General features: G+C 36.8%; 3 protein-coding genes and 1 pseudogene. All 4 read right to left on the minus strand.

From position 1 onward, the window contains the following. Nucleotides 1–3906 (minus strand): annotated as a pseudogene (locus tag Q0L68_RS11585) (hypothetical protein); the annotation flags it as partial. Nucleotides 3907–4090: 184 nt separating this feature from the next. Further along, nucleotides 4091–5218: a UDP-N-acetylglucosamine 2-epimerase gene (gene neuC / locus Q0L68_RS11590; RefSeq protein ID WP_296703168.1), complete on the minus strand. Its 1128-nt coding sequence runs from the start codon at nt 5216–5218 to the stop codon at nt 4091–4093. Next, nucleotides 5205–6254 (minus strand): N-acetylneuraminate synthase family protein, encoded by a 1050-nt coding sequence (locus tag Q0L68_RS11595; protein WP_296703170.1) that lies wholly within the window; start codon nt 6252–6254, stop codon nt 5205–5207. The genes neuC and Q0L68_RS11595 overlap by 14 nt, the downstream gene beginning before the upstream one ends. A gap of 41 nt (nt 6255–6295) precedes the next feature. Further along, nucleotides 6296–7249: a glycosyltransferase gene (locus tag Q0L68_RS11600; protein ID WP_296703173.1), complete on the minus strand. Its 954-nt coding sequence runs from the start codon at nt 7247–7249 to the stop codon at nt 6296–6298. Nucleotides 7250–7482: the final 233 nt, after the last annotated feature.

Below are 7482 nucleotides of genomic sequence, written 5' to 3' on the forward strand. Positions count from 1 at the left end.
TTCCGAAAATAAAGCGATAGGGATTTTAAGAATTTTTACTTTTGCTTCGATTGGTTCTTTTGGGCAAATCTTATCGCCGGTTACATCCAAGAAGTAGCTATAAGAAGCTACATTATAAGACAGGCCAGAAATTGTCAGAATTCCATTTGTCAAATCGTAAGTTACTCCACCTACTACATCCCCATTTTTTATTTCAATTAAGGACCCTGCATTTATTGGGTCTTCATAATACCAAGAATAAACAGGGCTAGCGCCAATGGTATTACTTATTTCTATTGGGTTCAGGACCGCTAGTGTTCCTTCACAAACTTCCACATCATCTACATCAAATTCAGGAATAGGCGTATCCAAAATTTCAATTGACAAGGTGTTTACACAAGAATTTGCATCTATAATAGATATCAAATAAATAGCCGGAGCAAGGTTTGAAAGTGTGAAGTCATTAGCTGCATTAGTGGTAAGATCCGTCCCAAAACTAGCTAAATCCTTACCATTCAAAGTTATTGAATATCCCCCAGAGGCATCTGGAGTGCCACCTGAAACTGTAAATCGCAAGACTCCATTCGCTTCACCGCAAGTTGCGTCTTGCTTTAAAATTACAGTTCCTACAATACTGGTAGGCTCCTGGATCACGATGCCACTCAATCGACTTGTGCAACTTCCAGCACCCTTAACAAATAATTCATAAGTACCAGCTTTCAATCCGGAGAAAATGCCAGAATTCGACTGGAAGCCTGAATTGTATCCATTATCCCCCACCAAATTGAATTCAAATGAAGCTAGATTCCCATTGCCCATCTGCGCTTCAATTTTTCCATCAGCTGCACCATTACAAAGTACATTTTGTACAATAGGCGGATTAATTACAGGGCCAGGATTGACTAAAATCGTTGTTGGTATATACCCTTGAGGGCAAACTTTTGAACCTGTAACTTCCAAGTAATAATCATATGCTGTCGCTTGAGGTGTCAAACCGTCCACAGAAAGATTATTCGATCCATCGATTACATAGGTAATTCCGCCAACAGTTGATCCAGATGTGATTTGGACATAATTACCACCTGAATCTTTGTAGAACCAATTGAAAATTGGATTACTAGAAGATAGATTAATCACTTGAGGGGAAATAGTTGCAATTTCGTCTTCGCAAATTTCTGCCTTTGTTGCTGAAAACTCAGATTCCGAATCCCCATTGATTACCATACTTATCGCCATCGAGCAGTTTTTCGAATCAGTAACGACGATCGAATAAGTATTAGCTGGAAGATTATTTAAGGTGTAAACATTGCCAACAGGAGTAATTCCACTTATAGAATTTCCATTTAATGTTATGGAATAAGCTGAAGTTCCACCTGAAATGGAAAATGCCAAGCTTCCATTTGCATTGTTACAATAGGCATTTTCTATTGTTCCAGGTGTAAGATCAAGTTTACTTGTAGGGCCATCTATTGTGATTGGAGCACTAGAAACCGAACATTGAGGGTTGGCAGAGGTAGCCACCGCTTCATAGACTCCTGGACCCAATCCAGAAAAAAGCCCATTAGTATTAGTTGCGATGACTGTCCCACTTTGATTCAATAGTGTATAGGTGATACTACTAGTAGGGTTTGAAACAGTGGCTGTAATACTTCCAGAATTATCCAAACACCAATCATCTGATGTTTTTGCGGCAGAAAAATCTATTGGAGGATAAACATCTACCCGAGCTACCGTTAAAACATCTCCTAAATACGGGCAAAAATTACCTGTTGGGTTGGAGGCTGGCTTAGCTTCCACATAAAAATTATAGGTCTTTGGCGCATTTCCATTTGAAACTAAGCCTGAAATGGAGATATTTCGATTGGATTGAATAGTGAATGTTATCGGTTGTCCATCAATCGTAATCGTACTTCCGGATACGATTGCGCCTCCTGTCCGATCTGGTGATAAATACCAGAAGAATTCAGCTCCTGCATCTGAACCATATGCTGGATCGATAAATGGAGAAAATGCAACATCAGCCCCCTCACATATTTCTTGACTTGGCAAGTCAAGTTCGACAGGTGTTCCATTTTCTTGATTTATTAAAAAAGAAAAACTCCGCTCACATTTGCCATTATCAGAAGGATTCCAAACGCTTAAAGTATATGTGCCAATCAATAAATCATTTAGTTCAAAAGTTGCTTCACCATTAGATAGACTAGATACCGTCGATCCTGATTTTCCAATTGAATTTCCATTTAGTATCCATTCATAATCGAATCCTGAAACTAGGTCTCCAATAATTAAATCATACAATTTACCGTCTGGTTGACCAGAACAAGTAGGGTAATCAAAAGTTGGATCTTGAATTTTTTCTGGAAAAGGATTGGAAACAACAATAATTGTCTTTGCCTCAGATAACAAGCCATAATTATCTAAAACTTGATAAAAAACTTCCGCCTCCCCTACAAAACCCGGAACCGGCACAAAATTGACACTAGCCTTAAATCGTTCTGTATCAAAATTCCCAGTTGTCAATTCCTCCAAAATAACAGTAAAAGTCCCTTTCCCTGGTATCGTTACTGAGTTATTGGATGGGTCACACTTTTCAACGCAAACATTTGACAAACCACAATTTGATAAAGATGGATCACCTCCTGTTGGTGCAGAATTATCAGGTGGACCAGGGTTATTTTCAAATAGCTGAACGCATCGCACAAATGAGTTTTCACTTGTAAGGTTCACGTCAAATTCAAATATATTCTCCTCATCCTGGCAAACTTCTGCTTCTAAGTTTTGAATTTCTGGGATTGGAATAGAAGCATAATCCGAAACTTGCGCAGTAACGTTTCTAATTTCGTGAAAATTGGTATTTGGAGTACCTGTAGAGGCGGCAAAACCAATTTTTAGATTTCTGGGTGCAGGGAAATTATAAGGAAGATTTTTGAAAATATTCTCCAACCTTAGTGTTCCTCCATTATTTACAAGCATATCAACTGAAAGCAAATAATTTCCACCACCAACTGGGAATAAATCAATAAACACTTTTCTATATCCATCTTCAGGACAAGTCTCCGCGCGATTGATAGAACCTATTTTAAATCTTCTGGCTAAATATTCAACAGGATCCAATGCATCAAAAAGGTAGTAAAAGGAATTTATTGGATCAGTATATACTGCTGGCTGTTCCTCTGTAAGAAAACTCCGGCTATAGGTCCTTTTGCCATCAATAAATTGATAATTTGAGCTTTCAGGTCCTCTTACAGCAATCGAATTATAATACTGACGTTCATCTGGAACAGGTCCAAACCCAGTTGCATTTGCATCTTTAAATCCACCAAACCTTCCTTCAAACTCATTCCCCCAATTTCTGAAAGCATCAAATCCTATTCCGACATATGCCCCTTTCAATCCTGGTTGGAAAGTTAAATTATTATTACTCCGCCATGGAGAATAACCTAATGAACCTCCAAGTCCCCCAATTTGAAATTCGGTAGGTCCAGAAGGGGCCATCCCATCATCAGGACCAATTGCTCCATCAAACATGAAAAATGAAATACCATCTGCATAAGCAGGTGGGTTTATACCTCCATATGCAAAATATTCAAAGGAAACTTTAATTCCGTAAGCTGAAGAAAATGGCAAATCAATAAAGACATAACCTCTTTGATCTGTGGTATTATCAGTAAGTCTCAAAAACCCATCCCCTTCAACATCTATACCTGCATTTGCTGTTAGGATCGCTTTGTTTGGAGTTCCGTCAAAAACAGTATTCGCCCTTGTCGTGGAGTTAGTAAATGGCTCGCAATAAGGGAAACCATCACGTGGAATGATCACATTTTGTCCAGAAACCAGCAAAGAATTAAAGACAAACAAACCTACCCAAAATACGATTAGGAGAATTCTATGCCAGTTAACAAGTTTCATGTTTTCTGTATCTCTCATTTACTTTTTTGAACTTTGAATTTTCTGGATTAGAAATACCAAATTTTAACCCAATTCAAGTAACTAATATCGTTCCGAATTTACCTCAAATGGTCAAAAACATATAAAAAAGCCGAAAGAACTTTCAAATATGTTAGAAATTCTTTCGGCTATAATTTGACAAAAGGACAATTTAACTGAAGAACTACCCTAAGTCTATGAATTGTTTTTGCTGATTTATTTTCCAAAAATTGGCGGATTGAAGAACCTCCAAAAATTGCTGGTCACTTTTCCCTTTTCCAAATAAGTCCTCTTTTTTAAATTTAGAATTAATCGCTCGTCTTAACGCATCTAAAATTGAAGACTTATTATAATTACAATTAATAATATCTTGGTGTAAAGCCCTATTTTGTTGTCTGGTACCAATATTTACAACTGGAATCCCATAATATGGTGCTTCTCTAATTCCAGCGCTGGAATTCCCTACCATGTATTTCGCATTTTTTAAAAGGGTTAGAAAATACTCAAAGCGGATAGAGGGAAAAACACGAAAATTAGGATTTCCAACAAGTCTTTTATACTCATCCAAGATATACGAAGATCCTAAATCATTATTTGGATAGATTACAACAATTTCATTATCAAATTCTAGTAACGCATCTACAAATTCCTTTGCATAAAGTTTCATTTGACGAATTTCAGTAGTCACTGGATGAAACATAGCAATGCCAAATGTTGAAAAATCAATCTCATAATATGCTTTCACTTTTTCTATACTTGGGAGCTTGTCAGAAAGCATGAGATCTACATCAGGAGATCCAATAACCAAAATTGAACCGGGTATTTCTCCCATCTGAATCAACCTATATTTCGCTTTCTCATTAGAAACAAAATGAATATGGCTCATTTTTGATACCGCATGTCGAATCAATTCATCAATGGTACCTGACACTTCCCCTCCTTCAATATGAGCGACACGAATATTATTTAAAGCTCCGACAATCGCTCCTGCCATAGCTTCAATCCGGTCACCATGGACAACGATTAAATCTGGATTAGTCGACTTTATAAAAGCCGAGAAACCTTCAATTGTTTTTGCTAAACTTAAATCCATTGTAGTTTCATGGGTATGATTTGCAAAGGAGTGGATATTTTCATACCCACATTTTTCCACCTCTATCAATGTGTACCCATAATCCTTCAGTAAGTGCATGCCAGTAACGAAAATATGAACCTCAAAATCTGGCTGGACACGAGTTATTTCAATCAGTGATTTGAGCTTTCCAAAATCTGCTCTTGTACCGGTTAGAAATACAATTTTACGCTTTTTCAATGTGATCCCAGATTACCTGAACGTCAGTTTCTAAATTGGATAGGGCTTTTTTACCTAAGACCGAATGATAATGTTCGGCTAATATGCCTCCTTTTCCAGGTCGCTTTACCCAAATGTTTTCTTTCGAAAATACCTCACCTTCCTTCATCGGTTTAATTGTGCAAATTGTAGCGAAGGCAAAATCAATTGTAACTTTTTCTTCCTCAGCCGGTCCTTTTTTCCCACCCCGCTGTTGTTGAAGAATAGCAGACCCTTCTATTAATTCTCTGCAAGCTTGCTCATCCATTGAACAAACAATATCCGGTCCTGGACGATCCATATGGTCAGTAAAATGCCTTTCCAAAATAGAAGCTCCTAATGCGACTGCACCAAAACAAGCTAAATTACTAAGCGTATGGTCACTTAACCCAACAACAGCATTTGGAAAATTTGATTGAATCTCTACCATTGCTCCTAATCTTACCAAATGATTTGGCGTCGGATAAAGGTTAGTAGTATGCAGTAACCCATATGGGACTTCATGTTTTTCCAAAATGGCAACAGCCTTTTGAATACTTTCAATAGTATTCATCCCGGTACTCATTATTATTGGTTTTCCAAAGGCAGCAATATGCTCTAATAATGGGTAATTATTACATTCACCAGATCCAATTTTGAATGCTGGTACATCCCATTTAATAAGTCTATCAGCAGCTGCCCTAGAAAATGGAGTGCTTATAAAAATCATCCCTTTACTTTCAACATAATTTTTTAACGTCAATTCATCAGTTTCATTTAAAGAACAGCGCTCCATGATTTCATAAATACTGACTTTGGCATTTCCTGGAATTGTTTTTTTTGCTGATCCAGACATTTCATCCTCTACAATATGTGTTTGATGCTTGACCACTTCAGCTCCAGCCCTATGTGCAGCATCTACCATTTCCATAGCTGTGGTCAAAGACCCTTCATGATTGATTCCGATTTCAGCAATTACTAATGGGGGGAAATCATAACCTATTTTTCGACCATTAATTGAAAAGTATGGGTTTGTCATTTTTTATGTTTTTTGAATAATTAAAATCGCTAGTTACAAACTCAGGAATTTTCAAGCAGGTCAAATATTCTTTTTGCTTGAATTTCAGGAAGACAATTTTCTTGAAAATAGGTTTTCCCTCCTTTGGCTACTTTCTCTCTGTAATCAGGATTCTTCATCGCGAAGGTTAACACATCTGAAAACTCCTCAGGGCCTTCTATATAATGAATATGATTCCCATGAATTGGAATTGTTGGAATTTCTATCTTGAAAGGAAAAGAAATTACAAAACATCCATAATTCCAATATTCGCCTAATCTCCAACTTACAGCATCAAGAACCGCAGGATTACTAAATCCTATTATCGATTTGGAAGATTTTTCAGAAAAATCCTTTGGAGTATAACGTTTATCCATCACAGAAGGCGGCAGTCCACATAAATCCCCATCTGTTCGAGGATTCATTCCCCCTTCAAATTCAATATAAGGATTGGACTTGCATGCAGTTACAAATTCTGCCCGCATTTGATTTGCCCAATTTTCCTTTTTCCAAATACTCCCGGAAAAGAAAACATAATTGCCCTCTAAATGCTCAAATGGCTTGTTTGTCAAAATTGGTCTTCTAAATAAAATGTAAAATTGTCTTAGAAACTCTTTTGCACCTAAAGCACCCATTCCCTTGAAACCAAAAAGCTTCAAATATGCAAATGAATTGTCAATCGAATAATGGGGAAACAGGGGAGTAACTTTTTTCAAACTATAATCTTCACGGTCTAAAAGTTTATTGGTGGCAAAATATAAATCTGAATCAGAATAAGCAGACATATCCACGCCGATGGGATCATCATTTTCAATTACAGCAATTTTACCTTTATATTCAATCACCAAAAATGGTTTCCCATTTAAATGGGCAAATTCTTTCCTTGGATTATACCTCAGATTTGCAATTCTTTCAAGGCCTAAAAGGTAAAAAGAACTGTAGTAATTTGGAATATTTAGAATTGTAACTTTATGCATATATGTACTTTAGCTAAAAAACAAAAATTGACCCCAAGCTTTTTTCTCAACAATTATTATTTTTTGTGGCAAATATAAAGCAAATGGCTTGAGGAGAAAGAACAAGGCCGCATTTCAAATTGGGGAATTTTCAATCTTCAATAATTGTCCTAAGGAGGACATTTCTAACGCCAAATTCTTTAACATCGCTTTTGTATTGAAATTTTCTTCCCATACTTTTCTACATTTTTTTT

Source organism: Algoriphagus sp. (assembly GCF_024642405.1).
GTDB lineage: Bacteria > Bacteroidota > Bacteroidia > Cytophagales > Cyclobacteriaceae > Algoriphagus.